This is a genomic window from Kingella oralis, from assembly GCF_014054985.1.
Classification (GTDB): Bacteria; Pseudomonadota; Gammaproteobacteria; order Burkholderiales; family Neisseriaceae; genus Kingella_B; species Kingella_B oralis.
On record NZ_CP059569.1, the window covers coordinates 256,570 to 281,216 of the forward strand.

Genomic DNA, 24,647 nt, shown 5'->3' on the forward strand with positions numbered 1-24,647 from the left:
TCGCATCACAACAGGCAGCCTGAAAACCGATAAAACCCCGTTTCAGGCTGCCTCCATCAACACAGCCAAACCAACAGCCAAACCACCGCAATGCTCAACACCGCCGCAATCAAATCATCCAGCATCACGCCCAGCCCCCCGCTCACGCGCTGGTCAAACCACTTAATCGGCGGCGGCTTCACCGCATCAAAAAAGCGAAACACCGCAAACGAAACCGCCCACCAGCCCAATCCCTGCGGCACGCACGCATAAATCAGCATCATCGCCACAATCTCATCCCACACAATCCCGCCATAATCATGCACCCCCAGCGCGCGCTCGGTAGCATCGCAAATCCAAATGCCGATGAAAAACAACGCAACACACAGCCAGCCCAGCATCAGCTTGCTCATCCCGCAGCCCAACAGCAGCCCCGCAATCAACACCGCAGGCAGCGTGCCCACCGTGCCCGGCGCTTTGGGAGCAAGCCCCGTGCCAAAGCCAAATCCAACGAAACACACAGGGCGTTGCCACAGCCATGTCCAAGTAACCGCAAAAGCAGGTTTTTGTTTTGCCATAAAGCCTTATCCTTGTGAACCCGTTTTCAGGCTGCCTAATGCGACAACACTACCCAAGGCAGCCTGAAAACCATTAAAATCAACCGAATCATACCCCACCACCCCAGAAAGGACAAAACGTCATGGCAATTCTGATTACAGGCGCATCCGCAGGCTTTGGCGCAGCCATGTGCCGCGCATTCGTGCAAGCAGGTTATCCCGTTATCGGCGCAGCCCGCCGCGCAGACAAACTCGCCGCCTTGCAAAGCGAACTTGGCTTTATGTTCCAGCCGCTAGAAATGGACGTGAGCGACAAAAATTCCGTCAATATCGCCCTCGCCAGCCTTGCCCAGCTTCCCGAAGCCTTCCACAGCATAGACTGCCTAATCAACAACGCAGGGCTTGCCCTCGGGCTAGACCCCGCCCACCAAGCCAGCTTTGAAGACTGGGAAACCATGGTGCAAACCAACGTGCTCGGGCTGATTTACCTAACCCGCCAAGTGCTGCCGCAAATGGTGGAACGCAACCGCGGCTACATCATCAACATCGGCTCCATCGCAGGCACCTACCCCTACGCAGGCGGCAACGTGTACGGCGCAACCAAAGCCTTCGTGCGCCAATTCAGCCTTAATCTACGCGCCGATTTAGCAGGCAAAAACATCCGCGTAACCAATGTTGAACCAGGCTTATGCGGCGGCACCGAATTTTCCAACGTCCGCTTCAAAGGCGACGAAGAGCGCGTGAACAAACTCTATGAAAACGTGGATTACCTGCGCGCCGAAGACATCGCCCACACCGCGCTATGGCTCTACCAATGCCCTGCGCACATGAACGTCAACGCCATAGAAATCATGCCCGTTGCCCAAACCTTTGCCGCCCACACCGTAACGCGCAAAACCGCGCCAGAGGACAATACTGCTGACAACGCTGTCGCCCACAACGCCGACAACCAAGCCCAACCCAAAGGTTTGTTTGGTAAGCTGGCATCGTTGTTTAAATAATATTTTCAGGCTGCCTAAACAGGTTCTCAACTATTCAGGCAGCCTGAAATTTGCTAATATGCCGCCCATTTCACACCACACAACAAGGAGAACAAAATGGCTCGCATGGTTCATTGCATCAAACTCGGCAAAGAAGCCGAAGGCATGAAATTCCCCCCGCTGCCCAACGCGCTGGGCAAACGCATTTTTGAAAACATCTCCCAAGAAGCATGGGACGCATGGACGCGCCATCAAACCATGCTCATCAACGAAAACCGACTCAGCCTCGCCGACCCCCGCGCCCGCGAATACCTCACACAACAAATGGAAAGCTATTTCTTTGGCGATGGCGCAGACAAAGTGCAAGGCTACGTTCCCATTGAAGAACCCAAATAGGCAGCCTGAAAAAATAAGCAGCCTGAAAACTCTTTGCACGAATTTTCACGCAAAGAGTAGTCAAAACAGCAAAAATGCGGTTAAAATTCGCAAACTCAAAAGTAGAGAAACCACTCTATACAACACTTGATAGAGATTATTCAAACCGCCGCAAGGCATTTTTTTAAGGACGAACATAATGTCAGTTGAACAAAAAGTTAAAAGCATCGTAGCCGAGCAACTAGGCGTGGCCGAAAGCGAAGTGAAAAACGAATCATCATTCCAAGACGACTTGGGCGCAGATTCGCTGGACACCGTAGAACTGGTCATGGCTTTGGAAGAAGCCTTTGGTTGCGAAATCCCCGATGAAGACGCAGAAAAACTCACCACCGTTCAAGCTGCGATTGATTACGTTAATTCCAAACAAGCGTAAGCCATTTTTGGCAAAACAGCCTCTGATTTTCAGGCAGCCCTGCCCAAATCAGGGGCTGTTTGGCTAAACCTACATTACAAAAAGAGAATCCCATGACTCAACGACGCGTTGTTATCACAGGTTTAGGACAAGTATCGCCCGTGGGCAATGACGTGCCCAGCGCGTGGCAAAACCTGCTGGCAGGCAAAAGCGGCATCGGCAAAATCACCCGATTTGACGCTGGCGACATCGCTTGCCAAATTGCAGGCGAAGTGAAAGATTTTGATGTAACCCAATACATCCCGCCCAAAGAGGCCCGTCGCATGGATGCCTTTATCCACTACGGCATCGCAGGTGCGATGCAAGCCATCGCTGATGCCCGTTTGGACGAGTTTGCCGAGTTGGATAAAGACCGCGTGGGCGTAAACATTGGTTCGGGCATCGGTGGTTTGCCCGCGATTGAAGCCACCGCCAACACCGTTGCCGCAGGCGGCGCGCGCAAAATCAACCCCTTTTTCATCCCCAGCTCGTTGATTAACCTGATTGCGGGGCACGTTACCATCCTAAAAGGCTATCGCGGCCCCAGCTACGGCATTGTGTCTGCCTGCACCACCAGCGCGCACGCCATCGGCGATTCCATGCGGATGATTCAATACGGCGATGCCGACGTGATGATTGCGGGCGGCGCAGAAGGCGCGGTGTGCACACTGGGCATCGGCGGATTTGCCGCCATGAAAGCCTTGTCCACCCGCAATGATGACCCTGCCGCCGCGTCCCGCCCGTGGGACAAAGACCGCGATGGTTTTGTGATGGGCGAAGGCGCAGGCGTGTTGGTGCTGGAAGAGCTGGAACACGCCAAACGGCGCGGCGCAACCATTTACGCCGAAATCGTGGGTTTTGGCGCAAGCTCGGATGCCTACCACATCACCGCGCCCAATATGGAAGGCCCCGCGCTGGCGTTATCCCGCGCGTTCAAAGATGCCAAGCTGCAACCGAGCGAAGTGGATTACATCAACGCGCACGGCACATCCACGCCATTGGGCGATGCCAACGAAACTAACGCGATTAAATCGGTGTTGGGCGAACACGCGAAAAAAGTGCTGATTAGCTCTACCAAATCCATGACAGGACATTTGCTCGGCGCAGCGGGCGGCGTGGAAGCCGTTTACAGCGTGTTGGCGATTCGCGACCAAATCGCGCCGCCTACGATTAACTTGGTTAATCAAGACTTTGAAGCAGGCTGCGATTTGGATTATTGCGCCAACGCAGCGCGCAAAGCCAATATCCGCGTGGCGGCATCCAGCTCGTTCGGCTTCGGCGGCACCAACGGCACGCTGGTGTTTAAGCGCTACGAGGATTGATTTGAACAAACACGAAACCGCAAATGTTTGGGCGTTTGCGGTTTTTTGTGCGCGATAGGCAGCCTGAAAATGCTATTGCCTGTTTCAGACTGCCTCAAACAGTCCAGTTTGTCCAGTTTGTTCCGCCGCCCTGCCCACGCTTGAATCCGCTAAATTTCCACCGTTTGCTGCTTTCAACGCGGGTAATCCGTTTTTCAGGCTGCCCTAATCCGCACAATATTTGCGCGTTTCTGCATCATGCGGCGCGCGGCTCGTCTCTATAATTCACGTTTTCATGCTTTAACAAGGAAACACTATGAAAACAAGGTTCTATATCGCTATGCTGATGGGTTTGACCGTGCTTCCCATCGCAGCCTCTGCGGAAGGCAAATTTTCGGTGCAAGTGGGCGGCTTGCAAAACGGGCATTTCGCCCAACGCCATTTGTTAAGCGAAGCCTATGGTTTTGGCTGCACGGGCGGTAATATCGCGCCCACTATTTCGTGGAAAAATGCGCCCAAAGGCACAAAAAGTTTCGTGCTGACGATGTACGACAAAGACGCGCCCACAGGCTTGGGCTGGATGCATTGGGTGGTTGCCAATATTCCCGCCCATGTGCATACGCTGCCTGAAAACCAACCTTTGCCACAAGGCGCGCTGCAAACGCGCACCGATGGCGGCACAGCGGGTTTTATGGGCGCATGTCCGCCCAAAGGGCAGAACCACCGCTATGAAATCACCGTTACCGCCGTGGATGTGGCAACCTTGCCCAATATCACCGCCGACGCCACGCCCGCGCTGGTGGGCTTTTTCGCCAACGCACACGCGCTGGGCAAAGCCAAAGTTACCGTGCGCCAAGCGCGATAGCGGTTTGATGAAGCAGCAAAAAGGACGCAGTAAGATGCGTCCTTTGGCATTTGAGGCAGCCTGAAAACGAGCGAAGCTAAAACGCACCGCTAAAAACGGTTTCAGGCTGCCTTGCGCACATCGCTTGGCGTGCAGCCAAAATGCGCGCGAAACTTCGCCGCAAACCGCGCAGGGCTTTCATAGCCCACTGCATACGCCACCTGCGCCACGCCCAACGGCGACGTTTGCAACAGCGTGAGGGCGCGCATCATTTTGATGTTGCCCAACAGTTCGCGGAAAGACGCGCCTTCGTTTGCCAACCGCCGCCGCAGCGTTGCCTCGCTCATGCCAAGCCGTTGCGCCACATCCGCTATCTGCCAGCTTGCCGCCATGTCCTGCGCAATCAGTTGGCGTATCTGCTTGCTTAAACGCTGCGCCGAATGCGGATTGAACACCGCCCCAGCTTGCGCCAGCCAAGCCAGCAGTTCCATTGTCCGCGCTGCCAAAACCGTTTCAGGCAGCCGCGTCTGCACGCCCTGCACCACGCGCAAAAACGCTTCATCCCACGCCGCATCGGGGCGCAACACACGCGCCAAATCCAGCGTTTCGCGCGAAGGGTGTTGCGCGAAAAACTGCGCCACCCATTCATCGCCCAACATCAGCCACTCCGAGCGATAACCCTGCGCCGCATCGGGTTCGTTCAACACGTCAAACGACTGCCCGCCCGCAATCAGCAGCCATTGTCCTGTCGTTGCAGTCAATTCGCCGCCCGCGTAGCGCAACGTTTTACGCCCATGCAACACGCGCACAATCATCGGCTGGGCAAACTGCGATTGGGCGAATGAAAGTTTTTTATGCTGCAACACGCTGCCCGTTTCTAAATATTGGGCGCAGGCAAAATGACGAATGGTGGGCATGGCAAAATCGGCGGATAAAAAAACAAATTATAAAAGAAAGGGAAAGCGTTTTCAGGCTGCCTATCCTGCTGCCCATAGGCAGCCTGAAAAACAATTTCCGCCAACCCCTTGCCAAAACCTATCTATTTTAAGAATAATAAAAAAAGAACATTCAGGCAGCCGCTATAAATAAAAGGCAGCCTGAAAACCAAAAATCCGTTTTCAGGCTGCCTTAACAAGAAACCGATTACCGCACAAAAGCAGCCTGAATCCTTATCTATCCACTTCGCAAGCAGAACAACATCATGGCAAAGAATCTCCTTATCGTCGAATCTCCCAACAAAATCAAATCCATCAAAAAATACCTCGGCAGTGATTATGAAGTACTCGCTTCGTTTGGGCACGTGCGCGACCTCATCAAGAAAAACGGCGCAGTCAATCCCGAAGACAACTTCGCCATGAAATACGAAATCCCCGCCAAATCCGCCAAACACGTGGACGAAATCGTCAAAGCCGCCAAACAAGCCGACACCATCTATCTCGCTACCGACCCTGATAGAGAGGGCGAGGCGATTTCATGGCACATCGCCGAAATTCTCAAATCCAAACGCGGCATGGCAAACATCGGCGACAAGCTGCAACGCGTGGTGTTCCACGAAGTCACCCCCAAAGGCGTGCAAGAAGCCATCCAACACCCGCGCGGGCTAGACATCAACCTTGTGGACGCGCAACAAGCCCGCCGCGCCTTGGATTATCTGGTTGGTTTCAACCTATCGCCCTTGCTGTGGAAAAAAATCCGCCGTGGCTTATCCGCAGGGCGCGTGCAAAGCCCCGCCTTGCGCCTGATTTGCGAACGCGAAAACGAAATCCGCGCCTTTGAAACCCAAGAATACTGGTCTATCCACATGGACAGCCACAAAGGGCGCACCAAATTCAGCGCCAAGCTCACCCAATGGCAAAACGCCAAGCTGGAACAATTCTCCCTGCCCAATGAAGCCAGCCAAGCCGCCATTCTCACCGCCTTGCAAGGCAAAGAAGCGCGCGTGTCCGAAGTCATCAAAAAGAAAGCCACGCGCAAGCCCGCCGCGCCGTACACCACTTCCACCATGCAACAAGATGCCGTGCGCAAACTCGGTTTCACCACCGACCGCACCATGCGCACCGCCCAGCAGCTATTTGAAGGGATTGACGTGGGGCAGGGCGCAGTCGGTCTGATTACCTATATGCGTACCGACAGCGTAACCCTGTCGCAAGATGCCGTTACCGAAATCCGCCACTATATTGACAACAAAATCGGCGCGGACTACCTGCCCAACAGCCCCCGCGTGTACAAAACCAAATCCAAAAACGCCCAAGAAGCGCACGAAGCCATCCGCCCCACCTCCGTTTACCGCACGCCCGAAAGCGTCAAACCGTTTCTTTCTGCCGACCAATTCAAGCTCTACCAAATGATTTGGCAGCGCACCGTCGCCTGCCAAATGGTAGAAGCCAAATTTGATGCCACCACCGTGGATATTGCCGTGGGCGACGGCATATTCCGCGCCACAGGGCAAGTGCTGGTGTTTGCAGGCTTTTTAAGCGTTTATCAAGAAGGCGCAGACGAAGACGACAACGCCGACGAAAACAACAAAAAACTGCCCGAAATGACAGTAGGCGATGCGCTCCCCGTGGACAACCTATACGGCGAACAACACTTCACCCAGCCACCGCCACGCTTCAACGAAGCCACGCTCGTTAAAGCCCTAGAAGAATACGGCATTGGCCGCCCCTCCACCTACGCTAGCATCATCAAAACGCTCAAAGACCGCGAATATGTGATTGTGGAACAACGCCGTTTCCTGCCCACCGACACAGGCGAAGTGGTCAACAAATTTCTCACCGAACACTTCCAACAATATGTGGACTACGACTTCACCGCCAAATTGGAAGACCAGCTCGACGAAATTGCAGGCGGCAAACGCCAATGGATTCCCGTTATGGACACCTTCTGGCAAGGCTTCCACAAACAAGTAGAAGAAAAAGAAGGCATAGAACGCGCCAAATTCACCACCGAAGAGCTAGACGAAACCTGCCCCAAATGCGGCAATCACAAGCTGCAAATCAAATTCGGGCGCGCAGGACGCTTCATCGCCTGCGCAGGCTATCCCGAATGCGACTACACGCGCAATGTAAACGAAACCGCCGAGCAAGCCGCCGCCCGCATCGCCCAAGACGAAGCCATGCAAGCCGAGCTCAACGGACGGCAATGCCCGCAATGCAGCGGACAACTCGTTTACAAAAACAGCCGCACAGGCAAAAAATTCATCGGCTGCGCCAACTACCCCAAATGCAAATACGTTGAACCGCTGGAAAAACCCAAAGACACAGGCGTAACCTGCCCGCAATGCGGCAAAGGGCATTTGGTGGAACGAAAATCCCGTTTCGGCACAACCTTTTACAGCTGCAACACCTACCCCGAATGCAAATACGCCATCAACAGCGAACCGCTCGCGCAACCCTGCCCCCAATGCGGCTGGGCAATTACCATGCGCAAAGTAACCAAACGCTGGGGCGTGCAACGCGTCTGCCCACAAAAAGAATGCGGCTGGAAAGAGCAGTTGGAAGCACCCGCGCCGAAAGAGAAAAAATAAAAAGTAGAGTGAATTAGGATATGCCAAAGGCAGCCTTAAAACCCCACTCCCAATTTCATGCTGTCCATCCCGACCATTTTCAGCAGGCAAAGCCGCCTTTGTTGGTTACCGCAAAAGCCAACCGAACAAAAAAATCATTACAAAAAAACCGTTACCGGGCAGATATTTGCCGGTTGGTGGTAAATAATTTCCCACGTATGAGTTGACAATATTGGGTGGGGGCGGGTATAGTTCGCATCTTTCGCTGCTACGGCAGTCAAAGCTTCTGTAAAGAAGCTTAAGTTTTGTTCTTTAAGAAGACAGATTACCGATAAGTGTGAGTGCCTGATGGTCTCACACTGCGACAAAAACAGACAAGAAGGATTAATGATGATTTAGGCTTTTAGTTTGAATTGTTATTGATTGCCTTGTCAGTTTCTTTGAAGCAGACCAGAATAAAGTAAGTTAGAGATTAAACATAAGAGTTTGATCCTGGCTCAGATTGAACGCTGGCGGCATGCTTTACACATGCAAGTCGAACGGCAGCACGAAAGAGCTTGCTCTTTTGGTGGCGAGTGGCGAACGGGTGAGTAATGCATCGGAACGTACCGAGTAATGGGGGATAACTATCCGAAAGGATAGCTAATACCGCATACGCTTTGAGAAGGAAAGTGGGGGCTCTTCGGACCTCACGTTATTCGAGCGGCCGATGTCTGATTAGCTAGTTGGTGGGGTAAAGGCCTACCAAGGCGACGATCAGTAGCGGGTCTGAGAGGATGATCCGCCACACTGGGACTGAGACACGGCCCAGACTCCTACGGGAGGCAGCAGTGGGGAATTTTGGACAATGGGCGCAAGCCTGATCCAGCCATGCCGCGTGTCTGAAGAAGGCCTTCGGGTTGTAAAGGACTTTTGTTAGGGAAGAAAAGGATAGTGTTAATACCATTATCTGCTGACGGTACCTAAAGAATAAGCACCGGCTAACTACGTGCCAGCAGCCGCGGTAATACGTAGGGTGCGAGCGTTAATCGGAATTACTGGGCGTAAAGCGAGCGCAGACGGTTTATTAAGCAAGATGTGAAATCCCCGAGCTTAACTTGGGAACTGCGTTTTGAACTGGTAAGCTAGAGTATGTCAGAGGGGGGTAGAATTCCACGTGTAGCAGTGAAATGCGTAGAGATGTGGAGGAATACCGATGGCGAAGGCAGCCCCCTGGGATAATACTGACGTTCATGCTCGAAAGCGTGGGTAGCAAACAGGATTAGATACCCTGGTAGTCCACGCCCTAAACGATGTCAATTAGCTGTTGGGCAACATGATTGCTTAGTAGCGTAGCTAACGCGTGAAATTGACCGCCTGGGGAGTACGGTCGCAAGATTAAAACTCAAAGGAATTGACGGGGACCCGCACAAGCGGTGGATGATGTGGATTAATTCGATGCAACGCGAAGAACCTTACCTGGTCTTGACATGTACGGAATCTTCCAGAGACGGAAGAGTGCCTTCGGGAGCCGTAACACAGGTGCTGCATGGCTGTCGTCAGCTCGTGTCGTGAGATGTTGGGTTAAGTCCCGCAACGAGCGCAACCCTTGTCATTAGTTGCCACCATTCAGTTGGGCACTCTAATGAGACTGCCGGTGACAAACCGGAGGAAGGTGGGGATGACGTCAAGTCCTCATGGCCCTTATGACCAGGGCTTCACACGTCATACAATGGTCGGTACAGAGGGTAGCCAAGCCGCGAGGTGGAGCCAATCTCAGAAAACCGATCGTAGTCCGGATTGCACTCTGCAACTCGAGTGCATGAAGTCGGAATCGCTAGTAATCGCAGGTCAGCATACTGCGGTGAATACGTTCCCGGGTCTTGTACACACCGCCCGTCACACCATGGGAGTGGGGGATACCAGAAGTAGGTAGGCTAACCGCAAGGAGGCCGCTTACCACGGTATGTTTCATGACTGGGGTGAAGTCGTAACAAGGTAGCCGTAGGGGAACCTGCGGCTGGATCACCTCCTTTCTAGAGAAAAAGAGACGATTAGGCACTCACACTTATCGGTAAACTGTACATAAAGATGCGACACATAGGGTTTGTAGCTCAGGTGGTTAGAGCACACGCTTGATAAGCGTGGGGTCGTAGGTTCAAGTCCTACCAGACCCACCAAGAGAAGCAAGCCGCAAGTAAAAAACCTCATGAGAGGAAAAGAGAATACTGGGGGCATAGCTCAGTTGGTAGAGCACCTGCTTTGCAAGCAGGGGGTCATCGGTTCGATCCCGTTTGCCTCCACCAAGATTTCCCAAATCAAAGCAGCCTGAAAGCATGTTAGGCTATTTTAATTTGCGAAAACAACGCATCGATCTTTAACAAATTGGAAAGCCGAAATCAACAAACAAAGACAAAAGTTTGGATTGGTTTGAAATGCTGGTGCAACAGCATTTCAGGCAGCCTGAAATGCCATTTAACGCAAGTTAAAAAGCAAACAGGCAAAAAAGAAACAAACAAAAGAATTTGGGTGATGATTGTATCGACTTAATCCTGAAACACAAAAGGCAGGATTAAGACACAACAAAGCAGTAAGCTTTATCAAAGTAGGGAATCTAAGTTATAGCGGTAGTCAACGCTGGTTATAACGAAGTCAAAAGGTTCTTCAAATGATAGAGTCAAGTGAATAAGTGCATCAGGTGGATGCCTTGGCGATGATAGGCGACGAAGGACGTGTAAGCCTGCGAAAAGCATCGGAGAGCTGGCAATAAAGCAATGACCCGGTGATGTCCGAATGGGGAAACCCACTTAGTTTACTAAGTATCCTTGTCTGAATACATAGGACAAGAGAAGCGAACCCGGAGAACTGAACCATCTAAGTACCCGGAGGAAAAGAAATCAACCGAGATTCCGCAAGTAGTGGCGAGCGAACGCGGAGGAGCCTGTATAAGATAGCCAAACTGTTAGAAGAAGGAATTGGAAACTTCTGCCATAGTGGGTGATAGCCCCGTATTCGAAAACAGATTGGTGGTACTAGGTATACGACAAGTAGGGCGGGACACGAGAAATCCTGTCTGAAGATGGGGGGACCATCCTCCAAGGCTAAATACTCATCATCGACCGATAGTGAACCAGTACCGTGAGGGAAAGGCGAAAAGAACCCCGGGAGGGGAGTGAAATAGAACCTGAAACCTGATGCATACATACAGTGGGAGCGGAATAATTCCGTGACTGCGTACCTTTTGTATAATGGGTCAACGACTTACATTCAGTAGCGAGCTTAACCGGATAGGGGAGGCGTAGGGAAACCGAGTCTTAATAGGGCGACATAGTTGCTGGGTGTAGACCCGAAACCGAGTGATCTATCCATGGCCAGGATGAAGGTGCCGTAACAGGTACTGGAGGTCCGAACCCACGCATGTTGCAAAATGCGGGGATGAGCTGTGGATAGGGGTGAAAGGCTAAACAAACTCGGAGATAGCTGGTTCTCCCCGAAAACTATTTAGGTAGTGCCTCGAGTATGAGACTGATGGGGGTAAAGCACTGTTATGGCTAGGGGGTTATTGCAACTTACCAACCCATGGCAAACTAAGAATACCATCAAGTTGCTCCTCGGGAGACAGACATCGGGTGCTAACGTCCGGTGTCAAGAGGGAAACAACCCAGACCGCCAGCTAAGGTCCCAAATGACAGATTAAGTGGTAAACGAAGTGGGAAGGCACAGACAGCCAGGATGTTGGCTTAGAAGCAGCCATCATTTAAAGAAAGCGTAATAGCTCACTGGTCGAGTCTTCCTGCGCGGAAGATGTAACGGGGCTCAAATCTGTAACCGAAGCTGCGGATGCACTTTTAGTGCATGGTAGGGGAGCGTTCTGTAGGCCTGAGAAGGTGTATCGTAAGGTATGCTGGAGGTATCAGAAGTGCGAATGTTGACATGAGTAGCGATAAAGCGGGTGAAAAGCCCGCTCGCCGAAAGCCCAAGGTTTCCTACGCAACGTTCATCGGCGTAGGGTGAGTCGGCCCCTAAGGCGAGGCAGAGATGCGTAGTCGATGGGAAACGGGTTAATATTCCCGTACTTGATTCAAATGCGATGTGGGGACGGAGAAGGTTATGCTGGCAATCTGTTGGAATAGATTGTTTAAGCCGGTAGGTAGAAGGAGTAGGCAAATCCGCTTCTTTAATATCGAGACGTGATGACGAGTGTCTACGGACATGAAGCAGCAAATACCACGCTTCCAGGAAAAGCCACTAAGCTTCAGTTTGAATTGAACCGTACCGCAAACCGACACAGGTGGGCAGGATGAGAATTCTAAGGCGCTTGAGAGAACTCGGGAGAAGGAACTCGGCAAATTGATACCGTAACTTCGGGAGAAGGTATGCCCTCTAATGTAAAGGACTTGCTCCGGAAGCATCTGAGGGTCGCAGAGAATCGGTGGCTGCGACTGTTTATTAAAAACACAGCACTCTGCTAACACGAAAGTGGACGTATAGAGTGTGACGCCTGCCCGGTGCTGGAAGGTTAATTGAAGATGTTAGCGCATCGGATCGAAGCCCCAGTAAACGGCGGCCGTAACTATAACGGTCCTAAGGTAGCGAAATTCCTTGTCGGGTAAGTTCCGACCCGCACGAATGGCGTAACGATGGCCACACTGTCTCCTCCCGAGACTCAGCGAAGTTGAAATGGTTGTGAAGATGCAATCTCCCCGCTGCTAGACGGAAAGACCCCGTGAACCTTTACTGTAGCTTTGCATTGGACTTTGAAGTCACTTGTGTAGGATAGGTGGGAGGCTTAGAAGCAGAAACGCCAGTTTCTGTGGAGCCGTCCTTGAAATACCACCCTGGTGGCTTTGAGGTTCTAACCCAGACCCGTAATCCGGGTCGGGGACCGTGCATGGTAGGCAGTTTGACTGGGGCGGTCTCCTCCCAAAGAGTAACGGAGGAGTTCGAAGGTTACCTAGGTCCGGTCGGAAATCGGACTGATAGTGCAATGGCAAAAGGTAGCTTAACTGCGAGACCGACAAGTCGAGCAGGTGCGAAAGCAGGACATAGTGATCCGGTGGTTCTGAATGGAAGGGCCATCGCTCAACGGATAAAAGGTACTCCGGGGATAACAGGCTGATTCCGCCCAAGAGTCCATATCGACGGCGGAGTTTGGCACCTCGATGTCGGCTCATCACATCCTGGGGCTGTAGTCGGTCCCAAGGGTATGGCTGTTCGCCATTTAAAGTGGTACGTGAGCTGGGTTTAAAACGTCGTGAGACAGTTTGGTCCCTATCTGCAGTGGGCGTTGGAAGTTTGACGGGGGCTGCTCCTAGTACGAGAGGACCGGAGTGGACGAACCTCTGGTGTACCGGTTGTGACGCCAGTCGCATCGCCGGGTAGCTAAGTTCGGAAGAGATAAGCGCTGAAAGCATCTAAGCGCGAAACTCGCCTGAAGATGAGACTTCCCTGAGGATTTAATCCTCCTAAAGAGTCGTTCGAGACCAGGACGTTGATAGGCAGGGTGTGGAAGCACGGTAACGTGTGAAGCTAACCTGTACTAATTGCTCGTGAGGCTTGACTCTATCATTTGAAGAACTTTGCAATAAAACAAAGTGAAGCAAAGATAAAGCTTACTGATGAATACATTCATCACCGAAATAAGACAAAATAAAGTAATAAATAAAAAGTTGATAAACGGCTTGCCAATTTGACAGTTTATGTTTGGCGACCATAGCGGTTTGGTCCCACTCCTTCCCATCCCGAACAGGACAGTGAAACGAACCAGCGCCGATGATAGTATGGATTCCCATGCGAAAGTAGGTCATCGCCAAACTCCTTATGCAAAACCCCTTTGGTTGCCATCACAGCCAAAGGGGTTTAGTCTTGGGATTTATATGGTTTAAAGCTATAATTTACGTTTTATTTTTGGTGATTATTTGATGGATGCCATTTATCCTCCCAAAGCATTGGCTATTTTAGGTGGCGGTCAGCTTGGCAGTATGTTTACGTTGGCGGCGAAAACAATGGGCTATTCGGTGGTGGTGCTTGAACCGGATGGTCGTGCGCCCGCTGCTCGGTTTGCCGATAAGCATCTTTGTGCGCCGTTTGATGATAAAAACGCGTTGGCAGAGTTAGCGCAATGTGCGGCGGTTACGACAGAATTTGAAAATGTGAACGCGGATGCGATGCGTGATTTGGCGGCTGCAATGCAAGTTTCGCCCAGCAGCGATTGTGTGGCGATTGCACAGAATCGGATTTTGGAAAAATCGTGGATTCGCAAGGCGGGGTTGGAAACCGCGCCTTATCGTGTGATTCAGGCTGCCTCGGATATTTCGTCGGAGTGTGAACCGCTGTTTCCCGCGGTGTTGAAAACGGCTATGCTGGGCTATGACGGCAAGGGACAAATCCGAGTCAAAACGCTGGCGCAACTGCAAGCGGCGTTTGCAACGTTGGGCAATGTGCCCTGCGTGTTGGAGCAATTGGTGGATTTGCGGGCGGAAATTTCGGTGATTGCGTGTCGCTTGGATGATGAGCGGATTGCAACGTTTGATCCTGCGGAAAATCATCATGAGAATGGGATTTTGGCATATTCGGTTGTGCCTGCGCGGCTGCCTGAAAATCTGTTGTCCGCGGCGAAGCAGATGGCGGTTCGTTTGGCAAACGCGCTGAATTATGTGGGCGTGCTGGCGGTGGAGATGTTTGTGGTGGGGGATGAGCAGCGATTGGTGGTAAACGAGATGGCACCGCGCCCGCACAACAGCGGGCATCATACGATGGATGCGTGTGCGAGTAGCCAGTTTCAGCAGCAGGTGCGCTTGATGTGTGGCTTGCCGCCTGCGGATACGCGCTTGCTTTCGGCGTGTTGCATGGCGAATATTTTGGGCGATGTGTGGGGCGAGCAGGGGGAGGAGCCGAACTGGGCGGCGGTGCTGAATCATCCGCAGGCGCATTTGCATTTGTATGGCAAGGCTGAACCGCGCAAGGGGCGCAAGATGGGGCATTTTACGGTGTTGGCGGATTCGGCGGACGAGGCTTATCGCATTGCGCAATCGTTGCATCAACAGTTAAAGTTTCAATGATTAGGCAGCCTGAAAACGGTTTTCAGGCTGCTTTTGGTATAGCTTATGAGTGATTTTGTATGGTTTTCAGGCTGCCTAAAACGGGCGATGCTAGCGGCGAGCGCGGTGTGGCTATCGGCGTGTTCGCTGGTGGCGTATCAGCCCACTGCAACGATTGACCGTGTGCACGAGAACGAGGGCTATCGTTTGGAGCAAAGCATCCAGCGCAGTAATCAGGATAACACGTTGGTAATTATGATGTTTTCGGGCGGTGGTACGCGGGCGGCGGCGTTGGGCTATGGTGTGTTGAAGGCGTTTAATGATTATCCGCTGCTGCTCAATGGCAAGCGCACCACGCTGACGGCAAGCAGCGATGTGGTGTTTGGTGTGTCGGGTGGCTCGGTGCTGGCGGCGTATTATGCGCTGCATGGTGAACAGGTGATTCCGCGTTTTGAGGAGCGGTTTTTAAAGCAGAATTTCCAGCGGCTGATGTTTAAGCAGGCGTTGTCGTTTTCCAATATGCCGCGCTTGGCTTCGCCTGAATATGGGCGCGGCGATTTGCTGCAAGAGCAATTTGAGAACACGCTGTTTGGCAACATGACGTTTGGTGATTTGAATAAATATCGCAGAGGCCCGTTTGCGGTGATTAGTGCTACGGATATGGCTTCGGGGCAGCGCATTGATTTTACGCAGGAGAATTTTGACCAGTTCTGTTTAAATTTGTCGGATTTGCGCGTGGCGCGGGCGGTGGCTTCGTCTAGTGCCGTGCCTGTGATTTTTTCGCCGCTTACGTTGAACAACAACAGCGGCAACTGCGGCTACACCGTGCCTGCGCGTTTTCAGGCTGCCTTAGACCATGATGCGGATGCGTTGCAACAAAAAACGCGGCGCGAGATGCTGCACAATGCTTATTATGCCGACAGCAAGGCGCGCCCGTTTTTGCATTTGGTGGACGGCGGTTTAACGGATAATTTGGGGCTGCGCAGCCTGCTGGACCGGCAGGAGATTTATCCGAACAGCTCGTTGCAGGCGATGCTGGAAGCCAAAAACATCAACCGCGTGATTGTTGTGAGCGTGAACGCGCAAAACCAGATTAGCGAAACGATTAGCCAACAGGCGGCGATTCCGTCGTTTCGCGATATGGTGAACGCGACGATTGATGTGCCGATTGCGCGGGCTTCGCAAGAATCGCTGCGGCAATTTCGCGCGATGGTGGATGCTTGGAATGCGTCGCAAAAGGATGCGGACAAGCCGATTCTGATGCATTTTGTGAGCTTGAGTCTGCATGATTTGCCGCCGTCTCCGTTACGGACGCGCGCGCTCAACATCCCGACCACATATTACCTGCCGCGCGAGAGCATCAACGATTTGAAAGAGGCGGCGAAGATTCTGGTGAAGCAGTCGCCCGAATTTCAGCAGTTGCGGCAAGAGGCAGGGCAGCCTGAAACGCCTCAGGCGGCCGCAGCGGTGCAGCAGGAAAACATACACTAGCCCTGTTTTCAGGCTGCCTTGATGCGCATTGCCCCCAAGGCAGCCTGAAAACGCCAAACACCCATCCAACCTTTTCATTTCTCCAAAGGACATCCCATGCAACCCAAATACCTAGCCAAACTCGTTTGCCCGCTTACCAAAAAGCCGCTGGAATACCACGCCGACAAACAAGAGCTGTGGAGCAAAGCCGCCCGCCTCGCCTTCCCCATCCGCGACGGCATTCCCATCCTGCTGGAAAACGAAGCGCGCGAACTGAGCGACTTGGAAGCCAAATCATGAGCGCGCCCGCCTTCACCGTTATCATCCCCTCGCGGCTGTCGTCCACCCGCCTGCCCAGCAAAGCCCTGGCCGACATCCACGGCAAGCCGATGGTGGTCCGCGTTGCCGAACGCGCCCGGCAAAGCGCCGCCGACCGCGTGATTGTCGCCACCGACCACACCGACATTCAGGCTGCCTGCACCGCGCACGGCATCGACAGCATCCTCACCGACAGCGCGCACCAAAGCGGCAGCACCCGCCTTGCCGAAGCCGTGCAAATCTTGGGGCTGCCTGAAAACGAAATCATCGTGAACGTGCAAGGCGACGAACCGATGATTCCCAGCGCGCTGATTGACCGCGTTGCCCAAAAGCTTGCCGACAGCGACGCGCCGATGGCAACCGCCGCCCATCCCGTGCACGATTTTGCCGAATTCCAAAACCCCAACTGCGTGAAAGTGGTGCTCAGCCAAGCGCACAACGCGCTCTATTTCAGCCGCGCCCCCATCGCCTATCCGCGCGACATCATGCAATCGGGCGATTTCAGGCTGCCTGTGCCCGCGCCGCTGCGCCACATCGGCATCTATGCCTACCGCGCAGGCTTTTTGCAGCAATACGCCGCCATGAGCGCCTCGCCGCTGGAAACCTGCGAAAGTTTGGAACAACTGCGCGTGTTATGGCACGGCTATCCCATCGCGGTGGAAGTGCTTGCCGAAGCCCCGCCCGCCGGCGTGGACACGCCCGCAGATTTGGACCGCGTGCGGCGCGAGTGGGCGGCATAGCCCCGCATCTGTTTTCAGGCTGCCTTTGCGTGTGCGCGCGCGAAAAGGCAGCCTGAAACCTTTGCACCATCAGTGTCGCGCCCACCGTAAAACCGATTGACTGCGCTATTTGACGGCAAGCCGTTGCCGCGCCATTTTAGCTTTCAGGCTGCCTCAGCGCTTTGGCGAAGGGTTCCGCCTGAAAATACGCTCGATTTTTAACCCCTTTGTTTTCAGGCTGCCGCTTATGCCCACCCTCTCTTCCAAAACCGCTTCCCTCGGTTTGATTATCGGCTGCATTGTCTTTGGACTGGGCAGCGTGATTGTTGCCCGTTTGCACATGGGCGCCTACGCGGTTGCCTTTTGGCGGCTTGCCGTCGCCGCCGTGATTTTTGCGCTGCTGATGCGTTTTTTCGCGCAAAAATTGCCCAAAAACCCGCGCGCCGTCGGCTTTGCCCTGCTGTCGGGCGTGTTTCTCGCGTTTGATTTGGCGCTGTGGCACGAAAGCATTTATGCCGTGGGGCCGGGCATTTCCACGCTGCTCAACTGTCTGCAAATCTTTTGGCTCAGCATGATGGGCGTGCTGTGGTTTCAAGAAAAGCTCGGCCGCCGGCAAATTGCCAGCTTTGCGCTGGCGCTGGTTGGCATCGCCGTCATCGGCAGCCCCGAATTTGGGCACAACAGCCACGCGCTGTGGGGCTTTGTGTCGGGCATTGCATCGGGGCTGATGCTGTCGCTGTCTATGGTGTTTATCCGCAAAACGCACCAAGCCGAGCCCACCGCCCTCTTTGCTCTGATGCTGCTGGTGAGCATCGGCGGCATGGCGGCGTTGGTTGCCCCTGCGCTCACGCTCAACGCCAGCAACGCGCTGCCCACCACCGCCGCGCAAATCGGCTGGCTGCTGGTTTACGGTGCGGCGATGCAATGCTTCGCATGGGGGCTGATTGCCTATTGCATTCCGCTGCTGTCGCTGGGCGTAACGGGCTTGCTGCTGCTCACCGAGCCGGTTGCCGCGCTGTTCATCGATTTCGCCTTTTTGGGCAAACCGATTTCCGCGCTGCAATGGCTGGGCGCGGCGATAACGCTGCTGGCGATTTATTTGGGCAGCCTGAAAACCGAAAAAGCAGCCTGAAATCGGGTTGGGCGTTCGCTTCGCAGAAGCCCGCCAACCGGTTTTCAGGCTGTCTATTATTGCAAAACCTGCAATCTGTGGCGCGTCGGCGGCTCACCGATGTTGCCATTAATAAAGCCCTGTTGAATAAACCGTTTGGCGACGAGCCGTCGCCGCTCCGTTTTAGGTTTCAGGCTGCCGATTATTGCCGATTCCCACCGCTTTTGTTTACAAGGACACCGCCATGACCACCACCCGCCACACCGCCACCCTTATCCAATGGAAAGGCAAACAGGGCATCGCCCAAACCGACAGCGGCGGGCAATATCCCGTTGCGCGCCACCAGCTTGATTACGCGCCTTACGCCATCGGCAGCCGCATTCGGATTGACGTGGCAAACGGGTAAGTGGTGAACGGCAGCCCACTGCCCGCCGCCGCAAGCGTTGCCGAAGCAGAGCAGGGGATGGGGCAGCCGATTCGCGGCTTCAACCTGTCTTTGCCGCGCTGGGCGGCGTTTGTGCTGACGCTGGGCGTGCTGGTTTTGCTTGCCCAAACGGCGGTGTTATGGCTGTTGGGCGTGGGCGGCATCAAAGCGTATGCCAAAACCTTTATTTCCTACTTCGTGCCGCTTGCCATGGTGTTCACGGTTGTGCGGCAACGCCGCCAAGTAACCTGCATCCCAAACGGCATCGTGGTGGCAGGCGGCCGGCAGTTTCTCGCATGGCGCGACATCAGCCGCATTGAAATCCAACCTTCGCCCGTTTTCAGGCTGCCCTGCCTGCTGGTGCACAGCAACACCGACCAGCCCGCCCTGCGCATCAACCTGTTTCTGCTCGCCCCCAAACAGCGCGAAGCATTGCAAACCATCATCCGCAGCCATATTCAGGCAGCTTGAAAACAAAATAAACGCATTGAATGCAGCAAAATATACAGAATAATAGCGTTTACTATTATGAAGCGGTATAATCATCAAAACATCAATGTATTAGGATTAGAAATGATTATTTGGTCTGGGTATGGATTATTAGTTGCTCTTGCATATTTTCTTGGCTTGATGTCTTATTTCATAATAAAAGGATTATTGGTTACACATGATTACTTCGTGCAATCAGATGGCTGGTTCATGGTAATGATTTTTCTTGTATCAGCTGGAATCAATCATATTTTTACCAAAAAACTTGTTCCTCCTAGCAATAGGCAAGTGTTTGTTGATAAGCAAACGGGAAAAAGAATAGTTTTTGAAGATAAGTCGTCGTTGTTTTTTATTCAAAATAAATATTGGACATTTATTTTTTTAGCTGTGGGGTTGCTTGGAGCTTTTTTTGAAATAAAAGATTATTTTGTTTCAATATAAGGAGAGAATAATGATTTTTTGGAGAGGAAAAGGCATTGCTGTTTTAGCATCTTTATTTCTTGGTTTGGCATTGGGCAAATATTTAATAGAATTTACAGGGACAGAAACTTCTGCATTTATGAGCAACTGTATGCCTTTTCTTATCGGAGCTGCGCTTAATTTTATTGCGACGAAACTACTGATTCCAGAAGGAGAACGTATATTGGTAGATGAAGAGACGGGACAGGAATTTGTTTACAAAGATAATTCATCACTCTATGGTATTCCCAATAAATATTGGACACTCATTATCGCAGCTGTAGGTATCATGCTTTATTTTTACTCGCAAACAAAATAGCCAATAAACTCTAAAAATCCAACCATGAAAAGGCGTATCCCATACGCCCTTTTTTACGCCCGCCACCCATTTGCTAAAATCCCACCCCCATCCCCACAGGCAGCCTGAAAATGCTCCACGCCATCCTAGAACGCCATTGGCAAAGCCCCAACTCCATCCTGCGCCTATTGCTGCGCCCGCTTGCCATCTTGTTTGGCAAAATTGCCGCCCGCCGCCGCGCGCGCTATCTGGCAGGCAGCCTGAAAAGCGAAAAACTGCCCGTTCCCGTTGTAATCGTGGGCAACATCCACGCAGGCGGCACAGGCAAAACACCCATCACCGCCGCGCTGGTTGCCGCCTTGCAAACGCGCGGCATCGCCGTGGGCATCATCAGCCGAGGCTACGGACGCAGCCTGAAAACGCCTCACGTTTTAACCACCAACAGCAGCGCCGCCGAAGCAGGCGACGAACCCCTGCTGCTCTACCGCCGCACCCACGCCCCCACCGCTGTTGCCAGTCGCCGCATTGAAGCTGCCCGCGCCTTGCTCGCCACCCACCCCGAAGTGCAACTCATCATCGCCGACGACGGCCTGCAACATTACGCGCTCGCCCGCGACTTAGAAATCTGCGTATTCCCCGCTGCCGATGCCGCCCGCCGCGATTTAGACGTGCTGCCCAACGGCGGACTACGCGAACCCATCGCCCGCCTGCGCGACGTGAACGCCATCGTGTTCAGCCAAGCTGCGCCCGCCATCGCCCCCGCCGCGCAACAACATTTCAGGCTGCCCCAAAGCATCGCCCTGTTCACCAGCCAAGTTGTCGCCACCGCGCCCTATCGCTATGCCCAGCCCAGCGAAAAACTGGATATAGGCAGCCTGAAAACCCACGCCCGCTGCATCGCCATCGCCGCCATCGCCCGCCCGCAGCGGTTTTTTGACAGCCTAACCGCGCTGGGCGTCCCCCTTGCGCACACCATCGCCCTGCCCGACCACGCCGCGCTGGATAGAACCGCGCTGCCCGCTGCCGACTATATTTTCGTTACCGAAAAAGATGCCGCCAAGCTGCCCCCGCCGCCGCACGCCCCAAGCAACATCTGGGTGCTGCCAATTGACGCGCAAATTACCCCCGACTTGGCGGATTGGGTGCTGGCGGAATTGGGGATACAGGCAGCCTGAAAATGCGGATGCGGTTTGGCTACGCTGAACTTCGTTTCAGGCTGCCTTAATCTGTAGGAAATCGTCGCGTTGTTTACACCACAGGTTGAGAGTGAAGCCTGCAAGACCTCAAACGGCGTATCGCCGTTCAAACTGCGGTGCGGCTTCACAGTGTTCAGGCTTTACATAGGTAAAGTTTTGTTTGCCGCATTGCTCCCCCCCCCTCTTGCAATTTACACTGACACCGCATACAACTTGTATGTTCTTAAATCTTTCAACCCACAGGAGTAGACTTATGAAACAAAACATCATCGTTGTCTTATTCAACATCTCCAGCGAAGCTTATCAAGCCTTTTCTGAATTGAAAGCTTACTCGCAGATAACAGATGCTTTGGTGGCACAAGCCGTTTTGATTAAAAAGGAAAATGGTCTGATTATCCCAGCAGAAAGCACCGACTTTACCGCCAATACGGTCGAAGGCACATGGACGGGCGGCCTCATTGGTTCACTGGTCGGCATTCTCGGCGGTCCTATCGGTGTTCTGTTGGGTGGAGCTACTGGCGCACTCATCGGCAGTGATGCAGGCACTGCCCAAACATTGGGAGAGGGGTTGTTGCTGGAAAATACAGCCAAAAAACTGGATAACGGCAGTACTGCAATCATTATTTTGGCGCAAGAATCCGACGAAGCTGTATTGGATGCCTTCTTCCACCGTTTCAAAACCGTTATTCTCCGGCAAGATGCAGCCGTTGCCCAACAGGACGTATTGGCAGCAATAGAAGCGCAGGAAGAAGTGGCACGTCAGGCACACGAAGCGTGGAAAAAACAGCGCAAAGCCGAGCGCAAAGAGAAAGTGGAAGCCTTCAAGGCCGACATCAAACAAAAATTCGACAAATTGGCAGCCAAGTTGAAATAACACTGCCACCAACCCAAGGTATGTAACCGCTCAAATTTTCCGTTTCGGATGCATGCCAAACCGGTTTGAGGCTACCTGAAAATCTATTTTTCAGGTAGCCTCTCCCTTTTTCATGCCCCGCCAATCCATCATGCTCACCCCGCACCACCGCCAAGCCATTTGGCTGGCCTACACGCAGGAGAAGGAAAGCGTAAGCTCATTGGCACGCCGTTACCAAGTCAGCCGCGTCACCATCTACCGCGCACTTTAAAGCCGCAAGGGGCAGGCTGCTCAAACCCCAAACCAGTACCAACAATCGTTTCAAACAAGTTTCTGACCGAACACCTGATTGATCCCTGCCCATACCTGATCGAGTGCGTTTACTCCGACAACGGTACGGAATACAAAGGCTCGGCCAACCATGCTTTCGGTGTAGCCTGTTATGAGAACGGGATTGGTCAAAAGTTTACCCGGGTTGCCCGTCCGCAGACCAACGGCAAAGCGGAGCGGGTTATCCGCACCCTGATGGAGATGTGGCATGAGAAACAGTCGTTTGACAGTCCGGAACATCGGCAAAAGGAGCTGTGTTGCTTTGTTAATTTCTATAACACTGTGAAGTCGCACCGCAGTTTGAACGGCGATACGCCGTTTGAGGTCTTGCAGGCCTATTTTTCCCAACCTGTGATGTAAACAACGCGAAGATTTCCTACACCTTATCCCGCCCCAAGGCAGCCTGAAACGGTGTTCAGCGAAGCCAAAACTCCCCCCGCCCGCATCCAAATCCCGCTATAATCCGCCCCGTTTTTCACTCGTCTTAACAAAACCATGAGCCATCCCAACACTTCTTTACTTGAACGCTGGTTCAAGCTCGCCGAAAAAGGCACCACCGTCCGCACCGAACTCTTGGCGGGCTTCACCACCTTTCTCACCCTGTGCTACATCACTATCGTCAATCCCAGCGTGCTCTCGCAAGCGGGCATGGATTTTGGCGCGGTGTTTGTCGCCACCTGCATCGCTTCCGCCATCGGCTGCTTTGTGATGGGCGGCTTGGCGAACTATCCCATCGCGCTCGCCCCTGGGATGGGCTTAAATGCCTATTTCACATACAGCGTGGTGATGGGCATGGGCGTATCGTGGCAAGTCGCACTCGCAGCCGTATTCGTTTCAGGCTGCATTTTTATTGCGTTTAGCTTGTTCAAAGTGCGCGAAATGCTGGTGAATGCGCTGCCGATGAGCTTAAAAATGGCGATTGCGGCGGGCATCGGGCTGTTTCTCGCGCTGATTGCGCTCAAAGGCTCGGGCGTGGTGGTCGCCAGCGAAGCCACGCTGCTGAAAATGGGCAATCTGTACATTGAACACGACGGCGCGAAGCTGCCGAACTACCCCGTTTTGCTCACGCTGGCGGGCTTGTTTTTAACCATCGCGCTGGATTATTACCGCGTGCGTGGGGCGATTATCATCAGCATTTTTGTGATTACCGCCATTGCCGCTGGCTTGGGCTTAACGCAGATAGACGGCGTGGTGTCCAGCGTGCCCAGCATCGCGCCTACTTTTATGCAAATGGATTTTAGCCACTTGTTTTCAGGCAGCCTGATTGCGGTGGTGTTTGTGTTTTTCTTGGTGGACTTGTTTGACAGCACGGGCACGCTGGTGGGCGTGTCGCACCGCGCGGGGCTGCTGGATGAAAACGGGCATTTGCCGCGCCTGAAAAAGGCGTTGTTTGCCGATAGCATCGCCATCGTGGCGGGCGCGGGCTTGGGCACATCGTCCACCACGCCGTATATTGAAAGCGCGTCGGGCGTGGCAGCGGGCGGGCGTACGGGCTTAACGGCAATCACCGTGGGCGTGCTGATGCTGGCGTGCTTGTGGTTTTCGCCGCTGGCCAAAGCCGTGCCCGCCTTTGCCACCGCACCCGCGCTGTTGTATATCGGCGTGCAGATGATGCGCTCTGCTATTGAAATCAACTGGAAAGACATCACCGAAGCCGCGCCCGCGTTTCTCACCATCGCGTTTATGCCGTTTACTTATTCCATTGCCGACGGCATTGCGATGGGCTTTATCAGCTATGCAGCGGTGAAGCTGCTGTGCCGCCGCGCCAAGGATGTGCCGCCGATGGTGTGGTTTGTGGCGGTGGCTTGGCTGGCGAAATTTTGGTTTTTGGGGGCGTGATGGGTTTCAGGCTGCCTTTGTATGTGAACAATAGGCAGCCTGAAAAGTGATGATGGGCGAAGGATGAGGCAGCCTGAAAACGTGCAGATGCGGTTTCAGGCTGCCTTATCTGACTATCCAGCCAAGTATC

At 53.3% G+C, this 24,647-nt stretch carries 20 protein-coding genes, 2 tRNA genes, 3 rRNA genes and 2 pseudogenes; 24 read left to right on the plus strand and 3 right to left on the minus strand.

Annotated elements, in window-relative coordinates:
* Positions 1 to 56: 56 nt before the first annotated feature.
* A complete protein-coding gene (locus H3L93_RS01325) occupies positions 57 to 557 on the minus strand; it encodes a phosphatidylglycerophosphatase A family protein (protein ID WP_003797847.1) in 501 nt (166 codons plus the stop codon).
* A 122-nt stretch (positions 558 to 679) separates the two neighbouring features.
* Here H3L93_RS01325 and H3L93_RS01330 point away from each other — a divergent pair, with 122 nt between their 5' ends.
* The 5 genes from H3L93_RS01330 to H3L93_RS01350 all read left to right on the plus strand — a co-directional run bounded on the left by H3L93_RS01330 (position 680) and on the right by H3L93_RS01350 (position 4,508).
* Positions 680 to 1,537 (plus strand): SDR family oxidoreductase, encoded by an 858-nt coding sequence (locus H3L93_RS01330; RefSeq protein WP_003797845.1) that lies wholly within the window; start codon positions 680 to 682, stop codon positions 1,535 to 1,537.
* A 96-nt stretch (positions 1,538 to 1,633) separates the two neighbouring features.
* A complete protein-coding gene (locus tag H3L93_RS01335; protein ID WP_003797841.1) occupies positions 1,634 to 1,912 on the plus strand; it encodes an oxidative damage protection protein in 279 nt (92 codons plus the stop codon).
* A 178-nt stretch (positions 1,913 to 2,090) separates the two neighbouring features.
* Positions 2,091 to 2,324, plus strand: coding sequence for an acyl carrier protein (gene acpP / locus H3L93_RS01340; RefSeq protein ID WP_003797836.1), 234 nt, complete (start codon positions 2,091 to 2,093; stop codon positions 2,322 to 2,324).
* Between the two features lie 92 nt (positions 2,325 to 2,416).
* Positions 2,417 to 3,664: a beta-ketoacyl-ACP synthase II gene (gene fabF / locus H3L93_RS01345; protein WP_003797834.1), complete on the plus strand. Its 1,248-nt coding sequence runs from the start codon at positions 2,417 to 2,419 to the stop codon at positions 3,662 to 3,664.
* A 295-nt stretch (positions 3,665 to 3,959) separates the two neighbouring features.
* Positions 3,960 to 4,508: a YbhB/YbcL family Raf kinase inhibitor-like protein gene (locus H3L93_RS01350; RefSeq protein WP_003797830.1), complete on the plus strand. Its 549-nt coding sequence runs from the start codon at positions 3,960 to 3,962 to the stop codon at positions 4,506 to 4,508.
* A 101-nt stretch (positions 4,509 to 4,609) separates the two neighbouring features.
* On the opposite strand, the gene H3L93_RS01355 is transcribed toward H3L93_RS01350, so the two are convergent.
* Entirely contained in the window at positions 4,610 to 5,404 is a 795-nt protein-coding gene (locus tag H3L93_RS01355) for a helix-turn-helix transcriptional regulator (RefSeq protein ID WP_003797828.1), read from the minus strand.
* A 284-nt stretch (positions 5,405 to 5,688) separates the two neighbouring features.
* Here H3L93_RS01355 and topA point away from each other — a divergent pair, with 284 nt between their 5' ends.
* From topA to lpxK, 16 genes are all read left to right on the plus strand, one after another.
* Entirely contained in the window at positions 5,689 to 8,013 is a 2,325-nt protein-coding gene (gene topA, locus H3L93_RS01360) for a type I DNA topoisomerase (protein ID WP_003797825.1), read from the plus strand.
* 453 nt (positions 8,014 to 8,466) lie between these two features.
* A 16S ribosomal RNA gene (locus H3L93_RS01365) occupies positions 8,467 to 10,007 on the plus strand.
* A gap of 67 nt (positions 10,008 to 10,074) precedes the next feature.
* A tRNA-Ile gene (locus tag H3L93_RS01370) sits at positions 10,075 to 10,151 on the plus strand.
* 50 nt (positions 10,152 to 10,201) lie between these two features.
* A tRNA-Ala gene (locus H3L93_RS01375) sits at positions 10,202 to 10,277 on the plus strand.
* A gap of 369 nt (positions 10,278 to 10,646) precedes the next feature.
* Positions 10,647 to 13,535: ribosomal RNA gene (locus tag H3L93_RS01380) — 23S ribosomal RNA — on the plus strand.
* Positions 13,536 to 13,673: 138 nt separating this feature from the next.
* Positions 13,674 to 13,786: ribosomal RNA gene (rrf, locus tag H3L93_RS01385) — 5S ribosomal RNA — on the plus strand.
* Together the 16S, 23S and 5S rRNA genes with 2 tRNA genes alongside form the textbook arrangement of a ribosomal RNA operon.
* Positions 13,787 to 13,892: 106 nt before the next feature.
* Positions 13,893 to 15,032: a 5-(carboxyamino)imidazole ribonucleotide synthase gene (locus H3L93_RS01390; protein WP_003797781.1), complete on the plus strand. Its 1,140-nt coding sequence runs from the start codon at positions 13,893 to 13,895 to the stop codon at positions 15,030 to 15,032.
* A gap of 45 nt (positions 15,033 to 15,077) precedes the next feature.
* Positions 15,078 to 16,502 carry a patatin-like phospholipase family protein gene (locus tag H3L93_RS01395; protein ID WP_155803193.1) on the plus strand — a complete coding sequence of 475 codons (1,425 nt, stop codon included), beginning with the start codon at positions 15,078 to 15,080 and terminating at the stop codon, positions 16,500 to 16,502.
* Between the two features lie 96 nt (positions 16,503 to 16,598).
* Complete coding sequence (locus H3L93_RS01400) at positions 16,599 to 16,781, plus strand: Trm112 family protein (RefSeq protein WP_003797777.1); 183 nt, start codon at positions 16,599 to 16,601, stop codon at positions 16,779 to 16,781.
* Positions 16,778 to 17,539: a 3-deoxy-manno-octulosonate cytidylyltransferase gene (gene kdsB / locus H3L93_RS01405; RefSeq protein ID WP_003797775.1), complete on the plus strand. Its 762-nt coding sequence runs from the start codon at positions 16,778 to 16,780 to the stop codon at positions 17,537 to 17,539. The genes H3L93_RS01400 and kdsB overlap by 4 nt, the downstream gene beginning before the upstream one ends.
* Before the next feature lie 226 nt (positions 17,540 to 17,765).
* On the plus strand, positions 17,766 to 18,650 hold the full coding sequence (locus tag H3L93_RS01410) for a DMT family transporter (RefSeq protein ID WP_040558807.1): 885 nt from the start codon (positions 17,766 to 17,768) through the stop codon (positions 18,648 to 18,650).
* A 223-nt stretch (positions 18,651 to 18,873) separates the two neighbouring features.
* On the plus strand, positions 18,874 to 19,035 hold the full coding sequence (locus tag H3L93_RS01415; RefSeq protein WP_155803192.1) for a hypothetical protein: 162 nt from the start codon (positions 18,874 to 18,876) through the stop codon (positions 19,033 to 19,035).
* 3 nt (positions 19,036 to 19,038) lie between these two features.
* A complete protein-coding gene (locus H3L93_RS01420) occupies positions 19,039 to 19,524 on the plus strand; it encodes a hypothetical protein (protein ID WP_155803191.1) in 486 nt (161 codons plus the stop codon).
* Positions 19,525 to 19,626: 102 nt separating this feature from the next.
* Positions 19,627 to 19,983: a hypothetical protein gene (locus H3L93_RS01425; protein ID WP_040558806.1), complete on the plus strand. Its 357-nt coding sequence runs from the start codon at positions 19,627 to 19,629 to the stop codon at positions 19,981 to 19,983.
* 10 nt (positions 19,984 to 19,993) lie between these two features.
* On the plus strand, positions 19,994 to 20,320 hold the full coding sequence (locus H3L93_RS01430; protein WP_003797762.1) for a hypothetical protein: 327 nt from the start codon (positions 19,994 to 19,996) through the stop codon (positions 20,318 to 20,320).
* Between the two features lie 110 nt (positions 20,321 to 20,430).
* Positions 20,431 to 21,474 carry a tetraacyldisaccharide 4'-kinase gene (lpxK, locus tag H3L93_RS01435; protein ID WP_003797761.1) on the plus strand — a complete coding sequence of 348 codons (1,044 nt, stop codon included), beginning with the start codon at positions 20,431 to 20,433 and terminating at the stop codon, positions 21,472 to 21,474.
* Between the two features lie 53 nt (positions 21,475 to 21,527).
* Here lpxK and H3L93_RS13435 read toward each other — a convergent pair.
* Positions 21,528 to 21,629: pseudogene (locus tag H3L93_RS13435) on the minus strand (IS481 family transposase); the annotation flags it as partial.
* Positions 21,630 to 21,748: 119 nt separating this feature from the next.
* Here H3L93_RS13435 and H3L93_RS01440 point away from each other — a divergent pair.
* From H3L93_RS01440 to H3L93_RS01450, 3 genes and pseudogenes are all read left to right on the plus strand, one after another.
* The gene (locus tag H3L93_RS01440) at positions 21,749 to 22,369 is read left to right on the plus strand and encodes a DUF1269 domain-containing protein (protein WP_003797759.1); all 621 of its coding nucleotides are present in this window, start codon (positions 21,749 to 21,751) and stop codon (positions 22,367 to 22,369) included.
* A gap of 112 nt (positions 22,370 to 22,481) precedes the next feature.
* Positions 22,482 to 23,085 (plus strand): annotated as a pseudogene (locus H3L93_RS13440) (integrase core domain-containing protein).
* An 88-nt stretch (positions 23,086 to 23,173) separates the two neighbouring features.
* Entirely contained in the window at positions 23,174 to 24,517 is a 1,344-nt protein-coding gene (locus H3L93_RS01450) for an NCS2 family permease (RefSeq protein ID WP_003797754.1), read from the plus strand.
* Positions 24,518 to 24,647: the final 130 nt, after the last annotated feature.